Origin of the sequence: uncultured Reyranella sp., assembly GCF_945957355.1 — a bacterium.
Taxonomy (GTDB): Bacteria; Pseudomonadota; Alphaproteobacteria; order Reyranellales; family Reyranellaceae; genus Reyranella.
Genome location: NZ_CAMFKM010000003.1, coordinates 211,713 through 236,833, shown reverse-complemented (window position 1 = coordinate 236,833; position 25,121 = coordinate 211,713). Strand labels below are relative to the sequence as shown.

Here is a 25,121-nt window from a genome sequence, read left to right as displayed (position 1 = left end):
GCATGCCGGATGATGCCCCGACAATCGGTCTGCGCATCGTCGACTCGCTCGCCGCGGTCGACGGCGCCCAATGGGATGCCTGCGCGCTCGCGCCGGGCTCGGCGGGCAACCCGTTTCTCAGCTACGGCTTCCTGAAGGCGCTGGAAGACTCGAAGTCGGTCGGACGGCGCACCGGCTGGCAGCCGCAATACCTGCTGGCGGAGTCCGACGATGGCGTGCTCCAGGGTGCCGCGCCGCTCTACATGAAGAGCCATTCGCAGGGCGAGTATGTGTTCGACCATGGCTGGGCGCAGGCCCTGGAGCGCGCCGGCGGCCGCTACTATCCCAAGCTCCAGGTCGCCGTGCCCTTCACGCCGGTACCCGGCCCGCGGCTCTTCGCCCGTCCCGGCCCGCTGGCCGACGCGGTCCGCGATGCCCTGATCGACATGCTGGCCAAGATCGCCGACGACAACAACATCAGCTCCGTCCACGCCACCTTCTGCACCGAAGAAGAGTGGAAGCGGTTCGGCGAACGCGGCTGGCTGCTACGGCTGGGGCAGCAGTACCACTGGAGCAATGACGGTTACCGGACCTTCGACGATTTCCTGGCGGCGCTTTCCTCGCGCAAGCGCAAGGCGGTCCGCAAGGAGCGTGAGGCCGTGCGGCGCGAGGGGATTGCCATCCAGGCGCTGAGCGGTGACGACATCCGGCCCGAGCATTGGGACGCGTTCTTCGCCTTCTACATGGACACTGGCGGTCGCAAGTGGGGGACGCCCTATCTGACGCGTTCCTTCTTCGACATCCTGGGCACGACCATGGCCGACAAGGTCGTGCTGGTGATGGCCGAGGCCGACGGCCGTCCGGTCGGCGGCGCGCTCAACCTCAAGGGCGACGACACGCTCTACGGTCGCTACTGGGGTTGCCTCGAAAGCCACGCCTTCCTGCATTTCGAGGCCTGCTACTACCAGGCCATCGACTACGCGATCGCCCACGGGCTGGCCCGAGTGGAGGCCGGCGCGCAGGGCGACCACAAGATCCAGCGCGGCTACCTTCCGGTACCGACCTACTCCGCCCACTGGATCTCCGACCCGAACTTCCGGCGCGCCGTCGACGACTATCTCAAGCGCGAGCGCCCCGCGGTGCAGCAGGAGATCGAAGGGTTGATGCAGTACTCGCCGTTCAGGAAGGAAAACGAGGGCTGACGGCCTACTTGGCCATCAGCACCCCGAAGAAGAAGACCACGAAGAAGACGAGCTGCTCGGTCATCCCGAGCGGCGCCTGCCATCCGGTCTTGTCGATGATGAACAGGACCACCCAGAACACCGCGGTGGCAAGCACCGCGGCGCGGAAGGCGATCCAGAGTGGCTTGAAGGCGCTCACTAGCTGGCGAGCACCGGTTCCTGGTTGGCCGGCGGCAGCGCGCCGCGCTCAGGCGGCAGGAAGGTGAAGACGAGCTTGCCGGCTTCGCCCGGCGCGTCGACGTCGACGCGCACCGTGCCGCCGTCGGAAAGCTTGCCGAACAGCACCTCCTCGGCCAGCGGCTTCTTCACGTATTCCTGGATCACGCGAGCCAGCGGCCGGGCGCCGAACAGCTTGTCGTAGCCCTTTTCCGCCAGCCAGCGGCGCGCACCGTCGGTCAGCTCGATGAAGACCTTGCGGTCGGCGAGTTGGACCTCGAGCTCCGCCACGAACTTGTCGACGACCTTGCCCATCGACTCCGGGCCGAGGTTGGCGAACTTGATGATGGCGTCGAGGCGGTTGCGGAACTCGGGGGCGAACATGCGGTTGATCGCCTCGTTGTCCTCATCGTGCCGCTGCTCGCGACCAAAGCCCAGCGCGGGCTTGGCGATGTCGGCGGCGCCGGCATTCGTCGTCATGCACAGGATGACGTTGCGGAAATCCACCGTCCGACCGTTGTGGTCGGTGAGCTTGCCGTAATCCATCACCTGCAACAGGACGTTGAACACGTCCGGATGCGCCTTCTCGATCTCGTCGAACAGCACGACACAATGCGGATGCTGGTTCACCTTGTCGGTGAGCAGGCCGCCCTGGTCGAAGCCGACATAGCCTGGCGGGGCGCCGATCAGCCGCGAGACGCTGTGGCGCTCCATGTACTCCGACATGTCGAAGCGGATGACCTCGAGGCCGAGCAGGCGCGCGAGCTGGCGCGTCACCTCGGTCTTGCCGACGCCGGTGGGACCGGCCAGCAGGTAGCTGCCGATCGGCTTCTCCGGCGAACGCAAGCCTGCGCGGGCAAGCTTGATCGATGCGGCGAGCTGGTCGATTGCGTGATCCTGCCCGAACACGACGGTCTTGAGGTCGCGGTCGATGGTGCGCAGCAGCTCGGTGTCGTCCTTGGAGACCGACTTCGGCGGGATGCGCGCGATCTTCGCCACGATGTCCTCGATGTCGGCCACGTCGATCGTGGTCTTGCGCTGGTCGGGCGCCCGCAGCATCTGGGCCGCGCCGACCTCGTCGATCACGTCGATCGCCTTGTCCGGCAGCTTGCGATCATGGATGTAGCGCGCCGACAGTTCGACCGCCGCCTTGATGGCGTCGTCGGTGAAGCTCACATGATGATGCTTCTCGTAGACCGGCTTCAGCCCCTTCATGATCTCGACGGCGTCGCCGATCGTGGGCTCCGGCACGTCTATCTTCTGGAACCGGCGAACCAGTGCGCGATCCTTCTCGAAGTAGTTCCGGTACTCCTTGTAGGTCGTCGAGCCAATGCAACGCAGGTCGCCCGACTGCAGCGACGGCTTCAGCAGGTTCGATGCGTCCATCGAGCCGCCCGAGGTCGCGCCGGCGCCGATGATCGTGTGGATCTCGTCGATGAAGAGAACGGAGTTCGGCTTCTTCTTGAGTTCGGTCAGGACGGCCTTCAGCCGCTCCTCGAAGTCGCCGCGATAGCGCGTGCCGGCCAGCAGGGCGCCCATGTCGAGCGAATAGATGACCGATTCCTTGAGGACCTCCGGCACCTCGCCGTCGACGATCTTGCGCGCCAGGCCCTCGGCGATCGCCGTCTTGCCCACGCCGGGCTCGCCGACATAGAGCGGGTTGTTCTTGGTACGGCGGCACAGAACCTGGATCGTGCGCTCGACCTCATGGTCGCGGCCGATCAGCGGGTCGACGCGGCCTTCGCGGGCCTTCTGGTTGAGATCGACGCAGTAGGCGGCCAGCGCCTCGTTGCCCTGCTTGGCCGAGCCCTCGCCGCCGGCGCCCGCCTCCTCCTCGGAGCCGGTGACGCGGCGCGTGCGGGAGCGGCCCGGCACCTTCGCCTTGCCGTGACTGATGTAGTCGACGGCGTCGAGGCGCGTCATGCCCTGGTTCTCGAGGAAAGAGACGGCGTGGCTGTCGCGCTCGGAGAAGAGCGCCACCAGCACGTTGGCGCCGGTCACCTCGTTGCGACCCGACGACTGCACGTGCACCGCAGCGCGCTGAACCACCCGCTGGAAGCCTGCTGTCGGCAGCGGCTCGCTCGGATTTTGCGTGATGATGCCCTTGAGGCGATTGTCGACGAAGGTCTCGAGATCGTGGCGCAGCCGGTCGATATCGACGCCGCATGCCTTGAGGACGGGAACCGCATCCTCGTCCTCCGTCATCGCCAGCAGCAGGTGTTCCAGCGTCGCATATTCGTGTCGGCGCTCGCCGGCTAGTCCGAAGGCGCGATGCAGGGACTTCTCGAGGTTCTTGGACAGCATGGACATCGAAACACCTCGACAGGAAAAAACGAACTACTCTCGGTCGTCGTTACTCTTTCTCCAACGTGCACTGGAGAGGGTGCTGGTTCTTGCGGGCGTAATCCACCGTCTGCGTCACCTTCGTCTCGGCGATCTCGTAGGTATAGACACCGCAGACTCCCACGCCCTTCTGATGGACGTGGAGCATGACCTCGGTCGCCTCTTCGCGATTTTTCTGGAAGATGTTCTGCAGAACATCGACCACGAACTCCATCGGCGTGTAGTCGTCGTTCAGCATCAGCACCTTGTACATCGATGGCTTCTTGGTGCGCGTGCGCGTAAGCGTCAGTGCGCCCGTGCGGCCATCGTCTCCGCCTTCGCCGTCATCACGACGCGGCGGCTGCTGGGGTGGCTGTTGGGGAGGCTCGCCCGCCCCGCCGCCGAGCCGCCATTCGCCTGCACTGCGCAGAAAATACATCGCCGTCGTCACGCTCCAAAATCAAGCAACCCATGAATTATATAGGTAGCGTTACGGGTTCCGCTACCTCGGCCGGAGACCATCCTTTCCGACGACCAGCATCCAGCGGTCGGCACGGGCGCGGTCAACCGGAGCGTTCCAGTCACGCCGCAGCTCCGCGGGCTCCAGCTTGCGGGGCGGATTGACCGGTATCGGCACCTTGTCCCACGAGAACAGTCTGGCCGAGAATTTCACGTTCGCGAAGCCGTCGGTCGGATAGTGATAGGCTTGGAAGCCCCAGACGCCATTGCGGCAGGAGGCGACGGTCCACCAGAAGTCGTTGTCGGGCAGTCGCATTCCGTCCCGCGGCGGACCGAAGGCGCGGCTCTCCTCCATCGATCCGAGCAGTTCCCGGGTTTCGTCCACGGTCAGAATGCGCTGGCCGCCCTTCATGCTCCAAGGGGCAAAAATATCCTTCGGGTTGGAGATGAGCATATTGGTGATGCCGGTCGTCGCATAACCTTGCCCCACCAGAACGCCGATGTTCATGCCGGCCGTGCCGTCGGGCTGCAGGAAGATCTCGTAGACACGGACCTGCTCCTCCCAGAGGGCGTTGTAGACGAGCCTGAGCCGGTTGCGGCCGCCCGGCGCGCAGGCGTCGCGGATGTCGTTGGCCGCAACGAAGTCGAACCAGTGAAAACTGCGCACGACCGGCAGTTCGACGTTGCGATCGGGCCGCTGCGCCATCGCCGGCGCCGCTGTCAGGGCGGTCAGGGCAGCCAACGCCGCCAAAAAAGCCTTCATCACGCCTCCAAAGCGAAACGCCTGCATAATCCGAACCAACTACGGCAGCAGAGCGGCATGTCCAAAGTTGCATAGCCCTACAAACTTTAGTAAAGTTCCAGCAATTGCTCATAACCTATTGGGCGATCACAAGAATCAGATTTCGCGTGTGGCGTATTCGCAATGATTTTTCCCCTCAGGCGAATTGCGGTCGGCTTTTCTTGGGTCGCCGTCAGCATTCTTTTTCTAGGTGCCTCGCTCGCGCCATCGCCCGTTGACGCGCAGACCCAAGCGAAGTCGGTCAAGCGCGCCGCCCCGCCCGCAAAGGCTCGCGCCAAGGCCTCCTCGCGCAATACCTCCTCCTCGTGGGTGGCCAATCCGGCCGTCTCCGCGAAGGAATCCTATCTGATCGTCGATGCCACCAGCGGCCGCGAGCTGGCTTCCGATCGCGCCGACGAACTTCGTCATCCGGCCTCGCTCACCAAGCTGATGACGATCTACCTCACCTTCTCGGCCCTGGATTCGGGCCGCCTGTCTCTTGGCGACGGCCTTCCCGTTTCGGTCAATGCGCTGAATGCCCCGCCGACCAAGATGGGCATGACCCCGGGCGGCACCGTGAACGTGCGTGACGCGACGATGGCTCTGGTCACGCGTTCGGCCAACGACGCTGCTGTCCTCCTGGCCGAAGGCCTCGCCGGCAGCGAGGAGGCGTTTGCCCGCCTGATGACCCAGAAGGCGCGTCAGCTCGGCATGAGTTCGACGGTATTCCGGAATGCGTCGGGCCTGCCCAACAGCGAGCAGGTCACCACGGCGCGAGACCTGGCGAAGCTCGCCAACGCGTTGCTGCGCGACTATCCGCACTACTATGCGATCTTCTCGGTACAAAGCTACTCGTACCGCGGCCGCACCCTCGAGAACCACAATCGCATGCTCGGCAGCTACGACGGCGCCGACGGTCTGAAGACCGGCTACACGAATGCCTCGGGCTTCAATCTCGTGATGTCGGCGGTGCGCGACAACCGCCGCCTGATCGGCGTCGTCATGGGGGGCACGAGCGCCGCCCAGCGCGACCGCACGATGGCGGCCCTGATGGATCGCGGCTTCACGCTGGCCGCGGCCATGCAGCTCTCGCCCTGGACGTCGGTGCGCAAGCCCCCGTCGGCGCGCTACACGGCGGCCCAGTTCGATCCCGGCGCCAGCTTCGCCGAGGCCTATCGACCGCCGGCCGCGCCCTCGAAGCAGGTCAGCCCCAAGTATGCAGGCTTCGTTCCGCCCGCCCCGGCAACGCCGGCGGCGCCGGCCGCCTTCGCAGCCGTCCCTCCTGCCCCGCCTCCCGTCGCGACGGACACGCCCGCTCTCGGAAGCTGGGTGATACAGGTCGGGTCGTTCAGCGAACCGCAGGCCGCCCAGGCAGCCCTTGAGCGCGCGACCGCGGCGCTGCCAAATGCGCGCTCGGCCTCGGCGATCGTCGACGAGGTGCAGATGGCCAATCGCGTCTTTCATCGCGCACGTTTGATCAACCTGTCGCAGGAGCAGGCCGTCGAGGGCTGCAAGCGCCTCGAAAAGCGGAAAGTCTATTGCTCGGCGCTGCAGGTCACGGCGTGGAATACGCCGGGTGCACGCTGAGGGCTCTCCTCAGACGGTCCACGAACGATCGTTTGTGACGACGCTGCCAGACCGTCAGATCCCACAATTCTCGGCTGGGCTTTAGTCGTGACTGGATGGGTTCGAAAACCGATACCACGGTCGTCCTGCCCTGCACCCTGACCCTGAGCGGAGCGACCTGGTAGCCCGGTCCTTCATAGGCAGCGAGGTGCGCAACGTCGCGCGCGCTGAGACCGCCGACGATCGCGCCCGGCACTTCGCCGCACGGATCGGCGATGACGATGGGATAGGTCGCGCCCTGCACCCGCCGCCGCGCATGACCCTGCAGGCTTGCTTCCGTATAGGCCTGGGGTGGCAGCCGCCGCCCCAGTACCAGTGCGGTCACGTCACGATCGAGCAACGTGCCGTAGAAGAAGAAGCGCATCAGTGATGGCCGGACGAGGCGTCGTCCGGAAGCTCCACGCCGCATGCCGCCAGGGCGGCCTTCAGGTCCGTCATCAGGCGTCCCAGTCCCGCATCGTCGGTCGCCTCGCAGCGCGCCACCAGCACCGGCTGGGTGTTCGACGCGCGCAGGAGCCACCAGCCGTCCTTGGTGCTGACGCGCACGCCGTCGATGTCGGAGAACTTCGCGCCGTCCTTCTGCAGCTTCGCCTTGACCTTCTCGACGACACCGAACTTCTGGTCGTCCGGGCAGTCGAAGCGCAGCTCGGGCGTGTTCACGGGCTGGGGCAGCCCGTCGCGCATGTCCGCCAGGCTCTCCTTGGCATTCGCCACGATGTTGAGCAGGCGCAGGGCGCAATACAGCGCGTCGTCGAAGCCATAGAAGGTGTCGGCGAAGAACACATGCCCGCTCATCTCGCCCGCAAGCGGCGCACCGACCTCGGCCATCTTGCTCTTGATCAGCGAATGGCCGGTCTTGAACATCATCGGCTGGCCGCCGGCCTTGGCGATCTCGTCGAACAGGACCTGGCTCGCCTTCACATCGGCGATGATGGTCGCACCGGGCTTGTTCTTCAGCACGTCGCGCGCCCACAGGACCAGGAGCTGGTCGCCCCACAGGATACGGCCCTTGCCGTCGACCGCGCCGATCCGGTCACCGTCGCCGTCGAAGGCGATGCCGAGGTCGCAGCCCCGCTTCTTCACCTCCGCGATCAGCTGCTCGAGGTTCTTCGGCACTGTCGGGTCGGGATGGTGTGCCGGGAAGGTGCCGTCGACCTTCTCGTTGAGCACGAAATGCTCGCCTTCGAGCTTGTCGACGACCGCATGGATCGAGACGCCGACGGCGCCGTTGCCGGTATCCCAGGCGACCTTGAGCTTCTTGCCCGGCTTCACGTCCCGCAGCAGGCGAACGGCATAGTCGGCGAGGATCGGCCGCTTCTCGACCTTGCCCTGCCCCGATTCCCAGTCTCCCCTGCCGGACATCTCACCCAGCGTCTGGATGTCGGCGCCGAAGAACGACTTCTTGCCCATCATCATCTTGAAGCCGTTGTAGTCCGGCGGATTGTGCGATCCGGTGATCTGGATGCCGCCGTCGGCTTCGAGGTGATAGACTGCGAAGTAGAGCATCGGCGTCGCCGCGAGGCCGATGTCGACCACGTCGATCCCGGCCGCGGTCAGTCCTTCGATGCAGGCGGCCGCGAGTTCGGGAGAACTCAGCCGGCCATCGTAGCCCAACACCACCCGCTTGCCGCCCTTGCGCCGCACGAGCGTGCCCAAGGTTCGACCGATGGCCCGCGCATCCGCGGCATGGACGGTCCCGCCCACGATGCCGCGGATGTCGTACTCACGCAGGATGCTCGGATCGAACTTGTGCGCCGTCTGGCTCATGCCATGAACTCCGGAAGAGGATCGTTGGAAAAGACTCAGGAACGCGGGCCGGGCCGGCCGATGCTCTCGTAGGCGAAGCCGAGGGACCGCATTTCGTCGGGATCGAAGATGTTGCGCAGGTCGACGATCCGCGGCTGGCGCATCGCCTCCTTCAGCCGCCGCGGGTCGAGGCCGCGGAACTCATGCCATTCGGTGATCACCACCAGCACGTCCGCCCCCGTCGCCGCCTCGTAGGCCGTCCGGGCGAAGCTCACGTCCTTCATCAGACGCCCCGCCTCCTCCATCCCCTCGGGATCAAACGCCACGATCCGCGCCCCCGCCGCCTGCAGCGCCGGCACGATGTCCAGCGACGGCGCATCCCGCATGTCGTCCGTGTTCGCCTTGAACGTCAGCCCCAGCACACCGATCGTCTGCCCAGACACCGAACCGCCGCAGAAATCGATGACCTTCTGCGCCATCTTCTTCTTGCGGCTGTTGTTCACCTCGATCACCTGCTCCACGATCGTCTGCGGCGCATTCGCCTCGCGCGCCGTGTAGGCCAGCGCCAGCGTGTCCTTCGGGAAGCACGAGCCCCCGAACCCCGGACCCGGATGCAGGAACTTCCGCCCGATCCGCCCGTCCAGCCCGATCCCCCGCGCCACGTCGTGCACGTCCGCCCCCACCCGCTCGCACAGGTCCGCGATCTCGTTGATGAACGTGATCTTCGTCGCCAGGAACGCGTTGCCCGCGTACTTCGTTACCTCCGCCGTCTCGATGTTCGTGAACACCATCGGCGTCTGGATCAGGTTCAGCGGACGGTAGATCCCCGACATCACCTCCTGCGCCCGCTCGCTCTCAACCCCGATCACCACGCGATCCGGCTTCATGAAGTCCTCGATCGCCGCCCCCTCGCGCAGGAACTCAGGGTTCGACGCCACGTCGAACTCCCCGGCCGGATGCGCCTCGCGGATGATCCGCGCAACCTCACGACCCGTCCCCACCGGCACCGTCGACTTCGTCACCACCACCGTGTAGCCCCGGATCGAGCGCGCGATCTCCGCCGCCGCCGCGTAGACATACGTCAGGTCCGCATGACCGTCGCCCCGACGCGTCGGCGTCCCCACCGCGATGAACACCGCGTCCGCATCGCCCACCGCCGCCGCAAGGTCCGTCCCGAACCGCAGACGGCCCGCCTCCACATTGTCCGCCACCAGCTTGTCCAGCCCGGGCTCGTAGATCGGCATCACCCCCTTCAGCAGCCGATCGATCTTCCCCGCATCCTTGTCCACGCAGAAAACATCGTGCCCGAAGTGAGCAAAGCACGCCCCCGACACCAGACCGACGTAGCCAGACCCGATCATCGCTATACGCATGTGCTCAGCCCTTCAGCATGCGAGCCAGGAGAGCCCGCGTGTCCGCGCTGGTATCGGCACGATGCAGGGCCACGGCGACATTCGCTTCCAGGAAGCCGAGGCGACTGCCGCAATCGTAGCGCTGGCCGGCATAGCGCAGTGCATGGAACGGGCTTTGGCCGATCATCTTCGCCATGGCGTCGGTGAGCTGGATTTCATCGCCGGCGCCGGTTTCGTGCCGGTCCAGATGGTCGAAGACTTCAGGCAGCAGAACATACCGGCCGATCAGCGCAAGATTGGACGGCGCTTCCTCGGGCTTGGGCTTCTCCACCATGCCGGTGATCTCCGACAGGTTGCCATTCTCGTTCCTGATTGCCGCGATACCGTAGCTCTTCGTCTGTTCGCGCGGCACTTCCATCACGGCGACCACGCTGCCGCCGGTCTTTTCGTGCGCCTGCACGAGCTGGCCGATGCAGCTCGGCGTATCGAGCGTCAACTCGTCCGGCAGCAGGACGGCGAACGGCTCGTTCCCGATCCAGTGTCGGGCGCACCATACGGCATGGCCGAGGCCCAGCGGCTTCTGCTGCCGCGTGAAGATGGCATTGCCCGGCTTGATGGTGGCGGCTTGCGTCTGCTTCAGCTCCGCCGCCTTCTTGCGCTGCTCGAGCGTCGCCTCGAGTTCGTAGGCGTGATCGAAGTGATCCTCGAGCGCACCCTTGTTGCGCCCCGACACGAAGACGAACTCCTCGATGCCGGCGGCAAGGGACTCTTCGACCGCATACTGGATCAGAGGGCGGTCGACGACGGTCAGCATCTCCTTGGGCATGGCCTTGGTTGCAGGAAGGAATCTGGTGCCAAGACCGGCAACCGGCAGGACGGCTTTACGGACACGCTGCGCCATGCTTGTCGACCTCATTCAACGGCGGGATTGAATATTAAAATCAATGATTTGACAGGATCGTGGCATGAGGGCCCACATGCGCGTTTGATGCCATGCCAGCGCTCTCCCTGGCAAGGTCAACCACCCAGCAGCACGTCCTTGGCGCGGTTGATGCGCGCGGCGAGGTCGGCCGTTCCACCGACATCGGGATGCATGCGCTGGATCAGTCGCCGATGCGCCGCCCTGATGTCATCGACGCTGGCGCCCTCGGCCAGTCCCAGCACCGCCAACGCCTCCTCCCGTGTCATGTCTGTGCGTGGGCCGCGGGGCGGCTGCGTGTGCTGCGTGTTGCGCCAGTCCGCGCCCAGGCGGCGGTCGAGATAGGCTTCGAGGACCCGAAGAGAATCGCCATCCGCTGCGCATTCCGCCCGCAGCTCGAGCAGCTCGGCGTCGGTCAGCAGGTCGAAGGGCCGGCCCGCGAATTGGCCCGCCAGCACCGTGCCGCCGACATCACCGCTCGCGTGATCAATCCAGGCTTTCAGGAATGCCGTGTTGACCTCGGTGCGCTGCCCGGTTCCCGGCGAACTGAAACCACCGGATGGGCGGTTCCTGACGGCCCGTGCGATCAGCGCGGTGATGACCACGCCCGCCAGTCCCATCAACTCCGGCAGAAGACCGGGCAGGAAGCGCAGGCCAAAAATCAGCATCGCGCCCACACCGATGCCACCCAGGATCACCATGATGACCCGCAGCGCGCGGGCCATCGAAGAAGGATTGGCCCGCAGAAACCAGGCGATCACGAGGGCGATCGCCGCCAGAACCAGAAGCGCCAGCAGGACCGCCGCTGGCACGGTCTATTGCCGGGTGGTGGCCGGCGCCTGCGGCGCCGGCGCTTGCGGCTGCGTCTGGGATTGGGATTCCGCGCGATCGCGCTGGATCTGGCGCCACCGCTCGACGTTGCGATTGTGTTCGAGGAGCGTGGTGGCGAAGACGTGCCCGCCCTGTCCGTCCGCCACGAAGTAGAGGGAGCGATCGCGTGCCGGATTGGTCGCCGCCACGATCGATGCGCGGCCGGGATTGCAGATCGGCCCACGCGGCAGGGCCGCGATCACATAGGTGTTGAACGGCGTGTTCGACTGCAGGTCGGCCCGCGTCAGGTCACGGCCGAAAGGCACCTTGCCTTCGGTCAGACCGTAGATGGTGGTGGGGTCGCTCTCGAGCTTCATGCGGCGCCGCAGGCGGTTGATGAACACCGCGGCCACCTTCGTACGCTCGGCCGGCACTGCCGTTTCCTTCTCGATCATCGACGCCAGGATCAATGCCTCGCGCTTGTTGGCGAGCGGCAGGCCGGCGGCGCGCTTGCGCCACGCCTCGTCCAGCGTCTTCTCCATCGCCTCCTTCATGCGCAGCAGCAGCCCGTCGCGGGTGTCGTCGCGCGAATAGAAGTAGGTCTCGGGCAGGAGGTCCCCCTCCTTCACGTCGAGCGTGATCTCGCCGGTCAATGCCTCCGTCTTCCGGACCAGTTCCAGCACCTCGGGCGTGGTCATGCCTTCGGGGATGGTGAGACGGCGCTGCACGACCTTGCCCGACTGCAGCAGTTCGACGAGCGCCTGCATCGAGGTATGGGCCGGCACCTCGTACTCGCCTGCCTTGATCGGCTTGGGCGAGGGATCGATCATCAGTGCCACGCGGAACAGGCGTGGATGGGCGATGACGCCCTCCTCCTGCAGCAGCTTGGACATCGTGGTCGGTCCTGCGCCGCGCGGAATCACGATATTCTTCGTCTTCTCGAGCGGCCCCTCCGCCGTAAGGATGGCGTGCCCGACATAGATCGAGCCGCCCATCAAGGTGGCGAACAGGGCGATGAAGAAGAGAACCCAGCGGAAGTAGCTGAGCATGACTCAGCTCCTCAGGATGATGATCAGACGGGGCCCACGATCAGCGATGCGTTGGTGCCGCCGAACCCGAACGAGTTGCTCAGCGCATGGCGGACCTTGCGCTGCTTGGCCTGCTTGGGAACCAGATCGATATCGCAGCCTTCGTCCGGCTCGTCGAGGTTGAGGGTCGGCGGAACGGCCTGCTCGATCAGCGACTTGATGGAGTAGATCGCCTCGATCGCGCCGGCGGCGCCCAGCAGATGGCCGGTCGCCGACTTGGTCGACGACATCGAGAGATTGTAGACGTCCTGGCCGAAGGCGCGCTTCACGGCGCCCAGCTCGATCACATCGGCCATCGTCGACGTGCCGTGCGCGTTCACGTAGTCGATCTGGTCGGTGCCGAGATTGGCCCGCTTCAGCGCCGCCTTCATGGCACGCAACGCGCCATCGCCATCCTCGGACGGAGCCGTGATGTGATAGGCGTCACCCGACAGGCCGTAGCCCAGGATCTCGGCATAGATCTTGGCGCCACGCTTCCTGGCGTGCTCGTATTCCTCAAGCACGAGGCAGCCCGCTCCCTCGCCCATCACGAAGCCATCGCGCTTCTTGTCCCAGGGACGCGATGCCTGTGTCGGCGTGTCGTTGAAGTCGGTCGACAGCGCCTTGCAGGCATTGAAGCCCGCGATGCCGATGCGGCAGATCGCGGCCTCGGCGCCGCCCGCCACCATCACGTCGGCATCCTCAAGCTGAATCAACCGCGCCGCATCGCCGATGGCATGGGCGCCCGTGGCGCAGGCGGTGACGACGGCGTGATTGGGGCCCCTGAAGCCATACTTGATCGAGACCTGCCCCGAGACGAGATTGATCAGCGCCGAGGGAATGAAGAACGGGCTGACGCGACGCGGCCCCCGCTCCTTCAATGTCAGCGACGTCTCGTAGATCGTCTGCAGGCCGCCGATCCCGGAGCCGATCATGACGCCGGTCCGGTTCAGACCTTCCTCGTCCTGCGGCATCCAGCCGGAATCCTCCACCGCCTGCTGGGCGGCCGCGATTCCGAAAATGATGAACTTGTCGAGCTTCCGCTGCTCCTTGGGTGCAAGGTAATCGTCCACGTTGAAGTGGCCGTTCGCCTTGTCGCCCTGGGGCACCTCGCCCGCGATCTTGGTCGCGAGGTCGGACGTGTCGAAAGCCTGGATCGATCGGATGCCGGACTCCGCCGCCATCAGGCGGCGCCAGTTCGTGTCGACGCCGTCACCCAACGGCGTCACCATCCCCATGCCGGTAACGACAACTCTCCTCATCTTCCGCCTTTCCTCTTGCAGGAACCGGTGGAGATCAGGATTTCGCGGTGCCCTTGATGAAGCCGATGGCGTCGCCGACGGTCTGGATCTTTTCCGCCGCGTCATCGGGGATCTCGATGCCGAACTCTTCCTCGAACGCCATCACCAGCTCGACCGTGTCGAGGCTGTCCGCGCCCAGATCGTCGATGAACTTGGCCTCTTCCTTGACCTGCGCGGCCTCGACGCCGAGATGTTCGACGACGATCTTCTTAACGCGCTCGGCAATATCGCTCATTGTCTTGTCCTTCCCGTGTATCCAAAAATTCCGGTCGCCAGGGGGTTGGCGAATGTCGCGCTCTTAACATAGCTCCCGTGCCATTGGCTAGGTCCGGAAAGCCCACAGAATCAGGCACTTGTAAGCCTGTCCCTCAGATCATCGCCATCCCGCCGTTGATGTGCAGCGTCTGGCCCGTGACGTAGGCGGCCTCGTCGCTGGCGAGATAGACCACGCCGGCCGCAATCTCCTCGGGAGTCCCGAGCCGGTCGGCGGGCACGCGCCCCAGGATGGCTTTTTTCTGGTCGTCGGTCAGCACATCGGTCATCGGCGTGGCGATGAAACCGGGCGCTAGGCAATTCACCGTGATGCCGCGCGACGCCAGCTCCTGCGCCAGCGACTTCGACATGCCGATCAGACCAGCCTTCGCGGCCGCATAGTTCGCCTGGCCCGGATTGCCGGTGACGCCGACGATCGAGGTGATGTTGATGACCCGCCCGAAGCGGCGCTTCATCATTCCCCGCATCGCCGCACGGGTCAGGCGGAAAGTCCCGGTCAGGTTCACCTGCAGGACCTTCTCCCACTCCTCGTCCTTCATGCGCATCGAGATGTTGTCGCGCGTGATCCCGGCATTGTTCACCAGGATGTCGAGCTTGCCGCCCATCGCGGCCTCCGCCTCCTTGGCGAGCCGGTCGATGTCGGCGGGGTCATCCATCTTCGCCGCGACCACGTGCGCGCGTTCGCCGAGCGAGGCCTTGAGCTGCTCCAGGGCTTCGGCGCGCGTGCCCGACAGGGTCACGGTCGCACCTTGCTTGTGCAGCGCGCGTGCAATCGCCCCGCCGATTCCCCCGGACGCTCCCGTCACGAGAGCTGCCTTGCCGGTCAGATCGAACATGGCACTCTCTCCTTATGCCGTCTTGAGGAAGGCTTCGATGTCGGACGGCGTGTTCAGGGCCACGCCGGTCATGTCCTTGTCGATGCGCTTCACGAGCCCCGACAGGACCTTACCGGAGCCGCATTCGACCAGGGCGTCGACCTCCTTGGTCTTCATATATTGGACGCTTTCGCGCCAACGAACGAGGCCGGTGACCTGTTCCACTAGCCGCTGCTTGATGGAATCGGGGTCGCTGAGCTCCGAAGCCAGTACGTTGGAAACGAGCGGCACGCGCGGCGGTATCAGCACCACTTCCTCCAGTGCGACCTTCATCGCATCGGCAGCCGGCTGCATGAGCGGACAATGGAAGGGGGCGCTCACCGGCAGCATCATGCCACGCTTGCAGCCCCGCGACTTGGCCGCCTCGACGGCCCGTTCCACGGCGCTCTTGTGGCCGCTCACCACGATCTGGCCACCGCCATTGTCGTTGGCGACCGCGACGACCTCACCCTGGGCGGCTTCCTTGCAGGCTTCCTGCGCGGGCTCCAGCTCGATCCCGAGCAGGGCCGCCATGGCACCGACACCCACCGGTACGGCCTTCTGCATCGACTGTCCGCGCAGCTTCAGCAGCCGGGCGGCATCGGCCAGCGTCAGGGCGCCGGCGGCGGCAAGCGCCGAATACTCGCCGAGCGAATGGCCCGCTACATAGGCTGCGAGCGACGGGAGCGGCTTGCCCCCGTCCTTTTCCAGGATCCGGACGACCGCGACGCTGACGGCCATGAGGGCGGGCTGCGCATTCTCGGTCAGAACGAGATCGCCCTCCGGGCCCTCGCGCATCAATTTCGAGAGATTCTGCTTCAGCGCCTCGTCGACTTCACCGAAGACCTCCCGGGCGGTGGCGAAGGCGCCGGCGAGGTCGGCTCCCATGCCGACGGCCTGCGATCCCTGTCCCGGAAAGACAAAAGCCCGACTCATGCGCGTTTTCCCCTGATTTCGGCTCGAATTGCGGCAGTCATACCGGGGTAACCAACGCAGTCAAGCCGCGCGGGGAATACTTGCTTTCAGGCCGCTTGCCTGTATAACCGCCCCTCTTCGGGGCCTCAGTCGGCCCCGATCTCCTTGCCGCCCCGATGCATTCCGCGATGGGGCGGCTAGATCCGGCCGGTTCCTCGGAACTCCGGGTCGCTAACAGCCATAAGGAGCCAAATCTACATGGCACTCTACGAGAATGTCTTCATTGCGCGTCAGGACGTTGCGACGACGCAGGTGGAGGCTCTGACCACCCAGTTCTCCGAACTGGTCGCCAGCCTGGGCGGCACCGTCTCCAAGAAGGAGTACTGGGGCCTGCGTTCGCTGACCTACCGCATCAAGAAGAACCGCAAGGGTCACTACACCCTGCTCAACATCGACGCCCCGGCGGCGGCGGTGAAGGAGCTGGAGCGCACGATGTCGATCAACGAGGACATCATCCGCTACATGACCGTGCGCGTCGACGAACTCGAAGAGGGCCCGTCCGCCGTCATGGTTCGAAGCGCCGAGAAGTCCGACCGTCCGGGCGGCGATCGTGGCGACCGCTGGGGCGATCGCCCGCCGCGTCGCGAGCGTTCGCGCTTCGGCGACGAGGGCGCCGCCGCCACCGCCTCTGACACGGGAGAAGAAGCATGAGCGCCCAGCGTCGTCCGTTCACCCGCCGCCGCAAGAGCTGCCCGTTCTCCGGCGCGAACGCGCCGAAGATCGACTACAAGGACGTGCGTCTCCTGCAGCGCTTCATTTCGGAGCGCGGCAAGATCGTACCGAGCCGTATCTCGGCGGTTTCGTCCAAGAAGCAGCGCGAACTCGCCCAGGCGATCAAGCGCGCCCGCTTCCTGGCGCTCCTGCCTTACCTCATCGCCTAATCGGGAGACGCAATCATGCCGATGAACGTCATCCTGCTCGAGCGCGTGCCGAAGCTCGGCCAGATGGGCGACGTTGTGAAGGTGAAGCCCGGCTTCGCCCGCAACTTCCTCCTGCCGCAGAAGAAGGCCCTGCGCGCGACCAAGGACAACATCTCGTACTTCGAATCGCAGCGTAAGGTCCTGGAGGCGCAGAATCTCGAGCGCCGTCAGGAAGCCGAAGCGGTCGGCGCAAAGATGAGCGACCTCAAGGTCTCCATCATTCGTCAGGCCTCCGAGGCGCTCCAGCTCTACGGTTCGGTCACCTCGCGCGACATCGCCGACGGCGCAGCCGCCCAGGGCGTGAAGATTGAGCGCAGCCAGGTCGAACTCGACAAGCCGATCAAGGCGCTGGGCGAGCACAAGATCAAGATCCACCTCCATCCGGAAGTCGTGGTCGAGATCTCCGTGCTGGTCGCCCGCTCGGCCGACGAGGCCGAGTTCCTCGCCAAGGGTGGCAAGCTGGTCGCCGAGACCGAGCGTGCGGCCATGGAGGCGGCGGAAGCCGCCCAGCGTGCGGCCGACCAGGCTGCCGCGCTGTTCGAGGCCAAGTCGGCCGAGGCTGCCGAGGCTGCCGAGGGCGAGACCGCCGAGGCTGCGGCCGAGGAAACGCCAGCCGACCAGAAGTAACGCGCGTGCCGACAGGCACCGCACGGCTCTTCGAACGCATGCCATCGCACCGCGGTGGCATGCGTTTTCTTTTGGTGCTTCCATGATCTGGCGCCTCGGCGCCCTCGCCGTGGCGGCCGTCGTTGCGCTGCCGCTTCTGGGCGTCGCCTCCAGCCTCTTCAGCGACCAGGGCGAGCTCTGGCGACATCTCGCCGAGACCCAGCTTCGCGACATCGTGGGCAACACGATCGTCCTGCTGGTCGGCGTCGGCCTCGGTACCGTCGTGATCGGGACGGGCACGGCCTGGCTCGTGACGACATGCCGGTTTCCCGGAAGCCGGATGCTGCAGTGGGCGCTGCTGTTGCCGCTGGTCATGCCGACCTACATCATCGGCTATGCCTACGCCGACCTGCTGACCTTCGCCGGTCCGCTGCAGTCGGCGCTGCGCGCCGCGATGGGATGGGGACGCGGCGACTACTGGTTCCCCGATTTCGGCTCATCCCAGGGCGTTGCCCTGCTGTTTACGCTGGTCCTCTACCCCTACGTCTATCTTGCCGCGCGCGCAGCGTTCCTTGCCCAGTCGCAGTCGCTGCTCGAGGCGAGCCGCATCCTCGGCAACGGACCCTGGCGCACCTTCCTGCGAATCGGCCTGCCGCTCGCCCGGCCGGCCATCGCCGCAGGCGCGGCCCTCGCGCTGCTCGAGACCCTCGCCGACTTCGGCACCGTCCAGTATTACGGCATTCACACCTTCACCACCGCGATCTACCGAACCTGGTACGGCATGGGAAACCGCGAGGGAGCCGCACAGCTCTCCATGGTCCTGATACTGATCGCGGTTGCCCTCGTCGCGCTGGAGTACCGGTCACGCGGACGGGCGGGGTTCACGATCGCCTCGAACCTGCGCTTCGTCGCCGAGCCGGTACGGCTTACGCCGCCCGCGGGCCTCGCCGCGTTCGCCGCCTGCGCCCTGCCCATCCTGCTCGGCTTCGTGGTGCCAACGGCACATCTCGCGCAGCTCGCCCTGTCGTCCGGGGTTCTGGTGACCGACCGGCAATTCATCGGCGATGCCTTGAACAGCCTGACCCTGGCGACGGTCGCAGCCGCAATCATCGTCGGCCTTGCGGTATTCCTGAGCTACGCCGGACGTCTCGTCCGACGCCGACTGCTCCACCGCACCATTGCTTTCGCATCACTGGGCTACGCCATCCCCGGCGCCGTCATCGCCGTCGGTGTCCTGCTTCCGCTGGCATTCGCCGATCGCGGCCTCAACCTGCTCTCGCGGCAGGTGCTCGGCATTCCCACCGGCCTGCTGCTGAGCGGCACCGCCTTCGCCCTGATCCTCGCCTATACGGTTCGCTTTCTCGCCGTCGGCATGGCCAACGTCGCACCCGGACTTGCGGCGATCGATCCCGCCATGGATGCGAGCGCACGGATCCTCGGTGCCAGGCCACGTGACGTCCTGTGGCGTATCCATCTGCCGATGCTGCGGGCGCCGGCCCTGACGGCCGGCATCGTCGCCTTCGTGGAGGTCCTGAAGGAGCTTCCGGCGACCCTGCTGATCCGGCCCTTCAACTTCGACACGCTGGCTATCGGGGTCTACCGCTTCGCATCCGACGAACGCCTTGCCCAGGCGGCCGTCGGATCGATTCTCATCGTCATCGTGTCGCTGCTGCCGGTGATCCTCCTGAGCCGCACCGTGGCGGCGTCAGGACGCCTCACTTCCAGCCGGCCCGGTCCATGATCTTCAGCGCCTCGGCGTTGTTCTGTGCAAAGACGCGGGCGTTGAGCTGATCCTCCTTGAACGTACCGAGCGACTTGAGCTCCGGTGAGAGCTCGACCGAGGCCACGACCGGATACTCCGAATTGCCGTCGGCGAAATACTTCTGGGCCTCAGGCGAGACCAGATACTCGAGGAACTTGACCGCCGCCTGCTTGTTCGGCGCATACTTGGCAACACCACCTGCGCTCAGGTTCACGTGGGTGCCGCGGTTCGCCTGGTTCGGGAAGATCACCCCCAGCTTGGCGGCGATCTCGCGGTCTTCCGGCTTGGTCGAGCGCATCAGGTTCACGAAGTAGTAGGTGTTCACGACGGCGACGTCGCCCTCGCCTGCTGCAGCGGCCTTGATCTGGTCGGTGTCGCCACCGCGCGGCGGCCGCGCCAGGTTGGCAGCGACGCCCCTCGCCCAGGCTTCGGTCTTCTCCGGACCATCGGCCGCGAGGATCGAACCGGTAAGCGATTGATTGTAGATGTTGCCCGAGGAGCGGATCAGGACCTTGCCCTTCCACTTCGGGTCGGCGAGGTCCTCGTAGTTCTGCGGGCCGGCTGCAGCCTGCATCTTCTCCTTGTTGAAGACGATGATGCGGGCGCGCTTGGAGAAACCGAACCAGGTGTTGTCGGGATCGCGCAGGTGCGCCGGGATCGCCTTCGCAAGCACGGGTGAGTCGGTCACCTGCAACAGCCCCATCTCCCGGGCGCGCTCGATGCGGCCGGCGTCGACGGTGATGAACACGTCGCACGGGCTCTTGTCGCCTTCGGTGCGCAGACGCTGGATGAGCGGATCGGGTTCAGCGTCGATGCGGTTGATCTTGACGCCGGTGAGATCGGCGAAATTGCCGTACAGGGCCTCGTCGGTCTTGTAGTGGCGCGCCGAATAGAGATTGAGCGTCCCGCCCTGGGCCGAGGCCCGCCGGGCGATGAACACACCGGAGCCAAACGCCAGGCCAGCCTTCACGAGCGCACGTCTCTTCACGGTCTTCCTCCGATGCGAGTGAGTATCATTGGCCGATATCACCCGAAGTGCATAATGGCAATTCAAATGCGATTTATTCACATCGACCTACTGCAAATTTTGCCCAACCACCCCTTTGCGTCGAAAAAGCGGATGGGATTAACATTTGCAGAACGACAACTCGGAGTAATCCGTCGTGCTGCTGGCGCAGGTCCTTGCCCGGGTCGTGAGTGAAGGCCGACTGACCATCATCGATGAAGCCGGTCGGTCGCATCACATCAAGGGCGCAAAAGCCGGTCCCGCGGTGACCATCCGGGTCCACGACTGGTGGACTGGCATCCGCCTGGCGTTGCGGCCCCGGCTCGCGCTGGGCGAGGCCTACATGGACGGCCGACTGACCGTTGAGCAGGGAGATCTCTACGACCTGCTCGACCTCTTGGGGCGCAACATGGCCGCCGTGGATTCCACGGCCCTGATGCGCTGGTCTTACGCGCTGCAACGGTGGCTGCGCGTGCTGGAGCACTACAATCCCGTCGGCAAGGCCCAGAAGAACGTCGCGCACCACTACGACCTGAAGGGCGAACTCTACGATTTCTTCCTCGACCGCGACCGCCAGTATTCGTGCGCCTACTTCCGGACCGGCAACGAGCCCCTGGAGACCGCCCAGGCGGACAAGAAGGCGCACATCGCCGCCAAGCTCATGCTCAGGCCCGGCCAGAAGGTGCTCGACATCGGGTCCGGTTGGGGCGGCATGGGTCTCTACCTCGCCCGCGCCTTCGACGTCGACGTCACCGGCGTTACCCTCTCGCGTGAGCAGCATGGCGTGTCGAGCCGCCGCGCCGCCGACGAGGGTGTCGCTGACAAGGTCCGCTTCAAGCTACTCGACTATCGCGAGGAGCCGGGTCGCTACGACCGCATCGTCTCGGTCGGCATGTTCGAGCATGTCGGCTCCGCTCACTATCTCGAATACTTCACGAAGGTGAAGGAGCTGCTGGCGGACGATGGCGTGATGCTGCTGCATTCGATCGGCCGCATGGAGCCACCGGGCGGCACCAACACGTGGCTCCGCAAGTACATCTTTCCCGGCGGCTACACTCCCGCCCTCTCGGAGGTCCTGGCGGCGATCGAGAAGGCCGGTCTTTGGGTGACCGACATCGAGGTGCTGCGCCTGCATTATGCGGAGACGCTGCGTCTGTGGCGCGAGCGCTTCCTGGCCAACCGCGAACAGATCAAGCAGCTCGCCGGCTACGACGATCGATTCTGCCGGATGTGGGAGTTCTATCTGGCGGGCTGCGAAGTGGCCTTCCGGTACATGAACCAGATGGTCTTTCAGATACAGATCGCCCGGCGGCAGGATGCCGTGCCCCTCACGCGCGACTATATGGCGGCCGAAGAACGCCTGAAGAACGTTGCAGGGTCCATGGCGGCCGAGTAGCAAGGTATCCTCGCTACGCTCTGGATAAGCGGGCGCCCGACATTCTTTGCACTGTGATCCCCCTCCCATCTTGGGCAAAGACAATCCGATGGAGCCAGTGAAAGAGTCCTCGAACGTCACGCGCCTGCCCGGCACCGAAGATGCGCGCCTGCGGGAGCCGCCGCACAATTTCGAAGCGGAGCAGGCGTTGCTCGGCTCCATCCTGGTGAACAATGCCGCCTACCAGCGCGTGGCGGAGTTCCTGCGCCCCGAACATTTCGCCGACCCGTCGCACGGAAAACTCTACGATTCACTGTCGCGCCTGATCGAGCGCGGCCAGGTCGTGAGCGCCGTCACGCTCAAGACCTATGTCGAGCAGGATCCCGCCATCAAGGAAGCCGGCGGCGCGGCCTACCTTGCCCGCCTCGCCGCAGCTTCTGTGCATGTGATCGACGCCGCCGCGTTCGGGCGCGCCGTCCATGATCTCTACCTGCGCCGCCAGCTGATCGATCTCGGCGAGAACGTCGTGAACGGCGCCTTCTCCGGCGACGTCGACGAGACCGCGCTCCAGCAGATCGAGGTTGCCGAGAAGAAACTCTACGACCTTGCGACGACCGGCCAGACCGAAGGCGGTTTCAAGCCGTTCCGCCTCGCTTTGACGGAGGCCATGACCGCCGCCGAGGCAGCCTATGGCCGCGAGGGCAAGCTCACGGGTGTGGCCACCGGCTTGGTTCAGCTCGACCAGCTGCTGGGCGGCCTGCACCGGTCCGACCTCCTGATCCTTGCCGGCCGCCCGTCGATGGGAAAGACCGCGCTGGCGACCAATATCGCCTTCAACGCCGCTAAGGCCTATCGCGAGGAAATCGTCGAAGGTCACCCCAAGGCGGTGGATGGCGCCGTAGTCGGCTTCTTCTCGCTGGAAATGTCCGCCGAACAGCTCGCGACCCGCATGCTGTCGGAGCAGGCCGAACTTTCCTCCGAAAAGATCCGCAAGGGCGAGATGAACAGCACCGAATTCGACCGGGTGCTGAATGTCAGCCACGAACTCGAGCACCTCAACTTCTTCATCGACGACACGCCCGCGCTGTCCATCGCCGCCCTGCGTACGCGTGCCCGCCGGCTGAAGCGGACGCACGGCCTCGGCCTGATCATCGTCGACTACCTCCAGCTCCTCAATCCGTCGGGCAAGAGTCGGCAGGAGAACCGCGTGCAGGAGGTTTCGGAAATCACCCGCGGCCTGAAGACGCTCGCCAAGGAACTGGACGTTCCGGTGATCGCCCTGTCGCAGCTGTCCCGCGCCGTGGAGCAGCGCGAGGACAAGCGCCCCCAGCTCGCCGACCTTCGCGAATCGGGCTCGATCGAACAGGACGCCGACGTCGTCATGTTCGTCTACCGCGAGGAATACTATCTGACCCGCACCGAGCCTGCGCGGCGCGCCGAGGAGAGCGACCAGAAGTTCAACGAGCGGCACGATGCCTGGAAGCAGCGTTGCGAGGAGACCTACGGCAAGGCCGAGGTCATCGTCGCCAAGCAGCGCCATGGACCTACAGGCATCGTGCGCCTGTCGTTCGAAGGCCAGTTCACGAAGTTCGGCAACCTCGATGTCGGTGCTGACGGCCCCGTCCCGGAGTTCTAAGGTCAAGACGTGTCAATTTCCGGCGACGACGACGCGGCCCGACGGGCCGGCGCGATCCTTTCCATCGACCTGGGCGCAATCGCGGCCAACTGGCGCGGGCTGCGCGACGCCGGTCGTGCCACCGGCCGCCCGGTCGACTGTGCCGCCGTCCTGAAAGCGGATGCCTACGGCACCGGCGCCGCCGTGGTCGGCGCCCGGCTGGCGGCGGAGGGCTGCCGGCACTTCTTCGTGGCCCATATCGACGAGGGGATTGCGCTCCGACGCGTCCTTCCGGAGCCGCCGATCTATGTCCTGAACGGACTTCTTCCCGGCACGGAGCCCGACTTCGTCGAGCACCGTCTCATCCCGGTTCTCAATCACCTGGGGCAGCTCAATGTCTGGCGGGCCGCCGCCCAGCGCTTCAACCAGGCGCTCGACGCCGTCGTGCATCTCGACACCGGCCTGCACCGGCTGGGCTTTTCCGCAGAGGACGCGCAAGTCCTGATCAACGAGCGCGGCCGGCTGCGCGGCCTGCGGCTCGCCCTGATCATGAGCCATCTCGTGGCGTCGGAAGAGACGTCCAACCCGGTCAATGGCGAGCAGCTTTCGCGCTTCCGCACCTTCGTGCGGGCAATGCCCGGTGCGCCGACCTCGCTTGCGAACTCCTCGGGCATCTTCCTGGGCCCGGACTACCATTTCGACCTGCTGCGCCCCGGCGCGGCGCTCTACGGCATCAATCCCCTGCCCGGCCAGTCGAACCCGATGCTGCCCGTCGTGACCCTGCGCGCCCATATCCTGCAGACCCGCCGGATCGATGCGTTCCAGACGGTCGGCTACGGCGGCGCCTGGCGCTCGGCGCGCCCGAGCCGGATCGCCACGATTGCGCTGGGGTATGCGGATGGCTATTTCCGCAACCTCGTCAACCGCACCCACGTGCATCTCGCGGGACACAGCGTACCCGTAGTCGGCCGTATTTCCATGGACCTCGTGACCATCGATACGACCGACGTGCCCGAAGCCGACTGCCAGCCCGGCGCCATGGTCGAGGTGCTGGGGCCGCACCTCACGCCCGACGATCTCGCCGACCACGCACGGACGAATGCCTACGAGATCATGACCGCGCTTGGCCGGCGCTATTACCGTGCCTATTTCGACGGCTATGCCGGCGGCCCGGCCGAAGACGCGGGAGAGACGGCATGACCATTCCGCTGGTGACAGTCCTGGGGCGCATGACGCTCGCCTTCCTGCAGGCGATCGGCAGTGTGACGGCCTTCGCCTTCCAGGCCCTCCGGCAGGCCGTGCAGCCGCCCTGGTACCGCCGGCAGATCCTGCGGCAGATCATGGAGATCGGCTACTACTCGCTGCCCGTGGTGGGCCTCACCGCGATCTTCACCGGCATGGTGCTGGCACTGCAGAGCTACACCGGCTTCGCGCGCTTCTCCGCCGAAAGCGCCATTCCCAATGTCGTCGTGGTCTCGCTGACCCGCGAGCTGGGCCCTGTGCTGGCAGGCCTGATGGTGGCCGGCCGCGTTGGCGCGGCCATGGCCGCCGAGATCGGCACCATGCGCGTCACCGAGCAGATCGATGCGCTCACGACGCTCTCCACCAATCCGTTCAAGTATCTGGTCGTCCCGCGATTGATCGCGGGCATCATCACGCTGCCAGTCCTCGTCCTGATCGCCGACATCATCGGCGTGCTGGGCGGCTTCCTGGTGGGCGTCTACAAGCTCGATTTCAACGACGCGGCCTACCTGCGCAATACGCTCGACTTCCTGCAGTTCCAGGATGTCTTCTCCGGCCTCGTCAAGGCGGCGGTGTTTGGCTTCCTCATCACGCTGATGGGCTGCTACCACGGCTACACGTCGCGCGGCGGCGCCCAGGGCGTCGGGATGGCAACCACCAACGCGGTGGTCTCCGCCTCGATTCTGATCCTGACCTTCAACTACTTCATCACCGAAGCCTTCTTCGCGCGCTGA

General features: G+C 65.5%; 25 protein-coding genes. 10 read left to right on the top strand and 15 right to left on the bottom strand.

Going from position 1 to position 25,121, the window contains the following annotated elements; all coding sequences use genetic code 11:
• Window positions 1–2 precede the first annotated feature (2 nt).
• Window positions 3–1,181: a GNAT family N-acetyltransferase gene (locus tag Q0Q48_RS06805; RefSeq protein ID WP_295135885.1), complete on the top strand. Its 1,179-nt coding sequence runs from the start codon at window positions 3–5 to the stop codon at window positions 1,179–1,181.
• Between the two features lie 4 nt (window positions 1,182–1,185).
• On the opposite strand, the gene Q0Q48_RS06800 is transcribed toward Q0Q48_RS06805, so the two are convergent.
• The 4 genes from Q0Q48_RS06800 to Q0Q48_RS06785 are packed head-to-tail and all read right to left on the bottom strand — an operon-like array spanning window position 1,186 to window position 4,920.
• On the bottom strand, window positions 1,186–1,359 hold the full coding sequence (locus Q0Q48_RS06800; RefSeq protein WP_295135883.1) for a hypothetical protein: 174 nt from the start codon (window positions 1,357–1,359) through the stop codon (window positions 1,186–1,188).
• Complete coding sequence (clpA, locus tag Q0Q48_RS06795; RefSeq protein ID WP_295135881.1) at window positions 1,359–3,686, bottom strand: ATP-dependent Clp protease ATP-binding subunit ClpA; 2,328 nt, start codon at window positions 3,684–3,686, stop codon at window positions 1,359–1,361. The genes Q0Q48_RS06800 and clpA overlap by 1 nt, the downstream gene beginning before the upstream one ends.
• A 43-nt stretch (window positions 3,687–3,729) precedes the next feature.
• Entirely contained in the window at window positions 3,730–4,149 is a 420-nt protein-coding gene (gene clpS / locus Q0Q48_RS06790) for an ATP-dependent Clp protease adapter ClpS (protein ID WP_295135879.1), read from the bottom strand.
• A gap of 51 nt (window positions 4,150–4,200) precedes the next feature.
• Window positions 4,201–4,920, bottom strand: coding sequence for a hypothetical protein (locus tag Q0Q48_RS06785; RefSeq protein WP_295135877.1), 720 nt, complete (start codon window positions 4,918–4,920; stop codon window positions 4,201–4,203).
• A 348-nt stretch (window positions 4,921–5,268) separates the two neighbouring features.
• On the opposite strand from Q0Q48_RS06785, the gene Q0Q48_RS06780 reads away from it, so the two are divergent.
• The gene (locus tag Q0Q48_RS06780; RefSeq protein ID WP_295135875.1) at window positions 5,269–6,525 is read left to right on the top strand and encodes a D-alanyl-D-alanine carboxypeptidase family protein; all 1,257 of its coding nucleotides are present in this window, start codon (window positions 5,269–5,271) and stop codon (window positions 6,523–6,525) included.
• On the opposite strand, the gene Q0Q48_RS06775 is transcribed toward Q0Q48_RS06780, so the two are convergent.
• The 10 genes from Q0Q48_RS06775 to fabD form a co-directional block, all read right to left on the bottom strand.
• Complete coding sequence (locus tag Q0Q48_RS06775; RefSeq protein ID WP_295135872.1) at window positions 6,494–6,928, bottom strand: gamma-glutamylcyclotransferase family protein; 435 nt, start codon at window positions 6,926–6,928, stop codon at window positions 6,494–6,496. The genes Q0Q48_RS06780 and Q0Q48_RS06775 overlap by 32 nt on opposite strands.
• Window positions 6,928–8,331, bottom strand: a complete 1,404-nt coding sequence (gene pgmG, locus Q0Q48_RS06770) for a phosphoglucomutase/phosphomannomutase PgmG (protein ID WP_295135869.1) — start codon at window positions 8,329–8,331, stop codon at window positions 6,928–6,930. The genes Q0Q48_RS06775 and pgmG overlap by 1 nt, the downstream gene beginning before the upstream one ends.
• A gap of 35 nt (window positions 8,332–8,366) precedes the next feature.
• Complete coding sequence (locus tag Q0Q48_RS06765) at window positions 8,367–9,683, bottom strand: UDP-glucose/GDP-mannose dehydrogenase family protein (protein ID WP_295135868.1); 1,317 nt, start codon at window positions 9,681–9,683, stop codon at window positions 8,367–8,369.
• A 4-nt stretch (window positions 9,684–9,687) separates the two neighbouring features.
• Window positions 9,688–10,563, bottom strand: a complete 876-nt coding sequence (gene galU, locus Q0Q48_RS06760; protein ID WP_295135865.1) for a UTP--glucose-1-phosphate uridylyltransferase GalU — start codon at window positions 10,561–10,563, stop codon at window positions 9,688–9,690.
• 116 nt (window positions 10,564–10,679) lie between these two features.
• A complete protein-coding gene (locus tag Q0Q48_RS06755; RefSeq protein ID WP_295135862.1) occupies window positions 10,680–11,393 on the bottom strand; it encodes a molecular chaperone DnaJ in 714 nt (237 codons plus the stop codon).
• A 3-nt stretch (window positions 11,394–11,396) separates the two neighbouring features.
• Complete coding sequence (gene mltG, locus Q0Q48_RS06750; protein ID WP_295135859.1) at window positions 11,397–12,440, bottom strand: endolytic transglycosylase MltG; 1,044 nt, start codon at window positions 12,438–12,440, stop codon at window positions 11,397–11,399.
• A gap of 23 nt (window positions 12,441–12,463) precedes the next feature.
• A complete protein-coding gene (gene fabF, locus Q0Q48_RS06745) occupies window positions 12,464–13,720 on the bottom strand; it encodes a beta-ketoacyl-ACP synthase II (RefSeq protein ID WP_295135856.1) in 1,257 nt (418 codons plus the stop codon).
• 34 nt (window positions 13,721–13,754) lie between these two features.
• Window positions 13,755–13,994 carry an acyl carrier protein gene (locus Q0Q48_RS06740; RefSeq protein WP_295135853.1) on the bottom strand — a complete coding sequence of 80 codons (240 nt, stop codon included), beginning with the start codon at window positions 13,992–13,994 and terminating at the stop codon, window positions 13,755–13,757.
• 133 nt (window positions 13,995–14,127) lie between these two features.
• Window positions 14,128–14,868, bottom strand: a complete 741-nt coding sequence (gene fabG / locus Q0Q48_RS06735; RefSeq protein ID WP_295135850.1) for a 3-oxoacyl-[acyl-carrier-protein] reductase — start codon at window positions 14,866–14,868, stop codon at window positions 14,128–14,130.
• 12 nt (window positions 14,869–14,880) lie between these two features.
• Window positions 14,881–15,822, bottom strand: a complete 942-nt coding sequence (fabD, locus tag Q0Q48_RS06730) for an ACP S-malonyltransferase (protein WP_295135847.1) — start codon at window positions 15,820–15,822, stop codon at window positions 14,881–14,883.
• Between the two features lie 237 nt (window positions 15,823–16,059).
• Between fabD and rpsF the strand changes: the two genes are divergently transcribed.
• From rpsF to Q0Q48_RS06710, 4 genes are all read left to right on the top strand, one after another.
• Window positions 16,060–16,512, top strand: coding sequence for a 30S ribosomal protein S6 (rpsF, locus tag Q0Q48_RS06725; RefSeq protein ID WP_295135844.1), 453 nt, complete (start codon window positions 16,060–16,062; stop codon window positions 16,510–16,512).
• Window positions 16,509–16,742 (top strand): 30S ribosomal protein S18, encoded by a 234-nt coding sequence (gene rpsR / locus Q0Q48_RS06720; protein WP_295135841.1) that lies wholly within the window; start codon window positions 16,509–16,511, stop codon window positions 16,740–16,742. The genes rpsF and rpsR overlap by 4 nt, the downstream gene beginning before the upstream one ends.
• A 21-nt stretch (window positions 16,743–16,763) precedes the next feature.
• Window positions 16,764–17,408: a 50S ribosomal protein L9 gene (gene rplI, locus Q0Q48_RS06715; RefSeq protein WP_295136338.1), complete on the top strand. Its 645-nt coding sequence runs from the start codon at window positions 16,764–16,766 to the stop codon at window positions 17,406–17,408.
• Window positions 17,409–17,490: 82 nt separating this feature from the next.
• Entirely contained in the window at window positions 17,491–19,128 is a 1,638-nt protein-coding gene (locus tag Q0Q48_RS06710) for an iron ABC transporter permease (RefSeq protein WP_295135837.1), read from the top strand.
• Here the strand turns inward: Q0Q48_RS06710 and Q0Q48_RS06705 are convergent.
• Window positions 19,103–20,137 (bottom strand): Fe(3+) ABC transporter substrate-binding protein, encoded by a 1,035-nt coding sequence (locus Q0Q48_RS06705; RefSeq protein ID WP_295135835.1) that lies wholly within the window; start codon window positions 20,135–20,137, stop codon window positions 19,103–19,105. The two genes, Q0Q48_RS06710 and Q0Q48_RS06705, sit on opposite strands and share 26 nt — an antisense overlap.
• 175 nt (window positions 20,138–20,312) lie before the next feature.
• Here Q0Q48_RS06705 and Q0Q48_RS06700 point away from each other — a divergent pair, with 175 nt between their 5' ends.
• The 4 genes from Q0Q48_RS06700 (at window position 20,313) to Q0Q48_RS06685 (ending at window position 25,121) form a co-directional block, all read left to right on the top strand.
• Window positions 20,313–21,551 carry a cyclopropane-fatty-acyl-phospholipid synthase family protein gene (locus Q0Q48_RS06700; RefSeq protein WP_295135832.1) on the top strand — a complete coding sequence of 413 codons (1,239 nt, stop codon included), beginning with the start codon at window positions 20,313–20,315 and terminating at the stop codon, window positions 21,549–21,551.
• An 88-nt stretch (window positions 21,552–21,639) separates the two neighbouring features.
• The gene (locus Q0Q48_RS06695; protein WP_295135829.1) at window positions 21,640–23,166 is read left to right on the top strand and encodes a replicative DNA helicase; all 1,527 of its coding nucleotides are present in this window, start codon (window positions 21,640–21,642) and stop codon (window positions 23,164–23,166) included.
• Window positions 23,167–23,175: 9 nt separating this feature from the next.
• Window positions 23,176–24,345, top strand: coding sequence for an alanine racemase (gene alr / locus Q0Q48_RS06690; RefSeq protein ID WP_295135828.1), 1,170 nt, complete (start codon window positions 23,176–23,178; stop codon window positions 24,343–24,345).
• Window positions 24,342–25,121, top strand: a complete 780-nt coding sequence (locus Q0Q48_RS06685) for an ABC transporter permease (protein ID WP_295135825.1) — start codon at window positions 24,342–24,344, stop codon at window positions 25,119–25,121. Before alr ends, Q0Q48_RS06685 begins: the two co-directional genes overlap by 4 nt.